Source organism: Oleiphilus sp. HI0043, from assembly GCF_001634935.1.
The window spans coordinates 1-1,244 of the sequence record NZ_LWEY01000645.1 but is presented as its reverse complement, the minus strand read 5'-3'; the positions used below and the strand labels follow the sequence as shown (position 1 = coordinate 1,244).

Annotated in this window: 1 protein-coding gene and 1 pseudogene; both read right to left on the bottom strand. The window is 45.7% G+C overall.

The features are described 5' to 3' along the window. Nucleotides 1-624: nucleoid-associated protein (locus tag A3729_RS07780; RefSeq protein WP_197475672.1), on the bottom strand; the 624-nt coding region annotated here is incomplete at its 3' end. A 105-nt stretch (nucleotides 625-729) separates the two neighbouring features. Then, nucleotides 730-1,244, bottom strand: a pseudogene (locus tag A3729_RS32560) (sulfate adenylyltransferase subunit CysN); the annotation flags it as partial.

The window sequence follows — 1,244 nt, the reverse complement described above, 5'->3', positions numbered from 1 at the left end:
TACTTCCATTAGCGTTTCAGTTTCTTTTGCGCTGTCGATAGAGCTCTTGAAACCGATTGACTGAGTGAATGCTTCACCTATTTTGGCTTTTGAGCGTGCGCGGACCAAGCAAAGGTATGGGTCAGTACTTTCGCTTTCTGAAAGCCAGTCATCAAGGTCGATGCGCAGGGCAAGATCCATTTTATTTGTGTTGAGGTAGTCCACGGTATCGAGATTAAGCCCAGAGTCTAGGAGTAGGCCGGAATTTGTTTCCAGCGCAAAGATATAGACTCGAGGGCCATCTGCACGTTCCTCATGAACCGTAAGGATAGTGGCTTCAAAGCTCTCGCTGGTTTTATCCACTAGGTCTTTGAGTTGATTCATGTAGAGAAGGCTTAGCTTCTCGAAGCTGATTTTTCCATCCAGTTGCTCTTTCAACCAGTTTTGATAGGGGGCACTACTATAGTCTTCATCAAATTGACCGTGGAATTTACCTGCTTTGAATTGAAAGACTTTTTTAAGTTGACTGAAGAGTCCTTCATGATCTGCAGTGACGTCAGGTGCCTGCTCACAGAGTTGAATTTCTGAAGGTTGATCTTCTTGCCAGCGAGTAATCTTATGAAAAACTAGCGAAGTAATAGCCATGGATTGAGTTCTCTCTGTGTCCAATGAAATAAGGGGCTACGAAGTAAATCGTAGCCCCTGTCTTTGGGTTAGGCTTACTGAGATGAGTATCTCAGTGAATCAAATTTAGCTAAGCCCTTTTACCTGTTCAGGAATATCTACGTCAGATGTTGCTGATAGTACGGTATCTGCAATATCTGAACTGCCTTCCAATGAGGTAATTGCAATTAAGCCTGCTTCTTTAGCTGCCTTAGCAATCAAGAGTTTATCTGCATCGTTGTCGGCCATGTGAGAGGTGATCAACAGGCAAGTTCGACCCTGATTGAACAGCTTACGCTCAGCGGCTTGAGCGAGTACATCACCCGCTTCACCTGAGCAAGCAATAATCGAGGCTACCTGGTGATCTAAACGCGCTGCACGCTCTGCTTCGCTAACAGGTTCCCACTGTGCGCTAGTATCTTCAGCGGCTTCAACGATCATGCCTGCGCCAACCGTTACGTTGGTTAGACGGTCGATAATAATGAAGGCGCCCGTTGCTTTGTTTTCACCATATGGGTCAAACGCAAGTGTCTGGTTTGCATGGATCGTACACAATGCAATACTGTTAAGCTCTAGTTCGCTGGCATCCTTTTTCTCAAGCG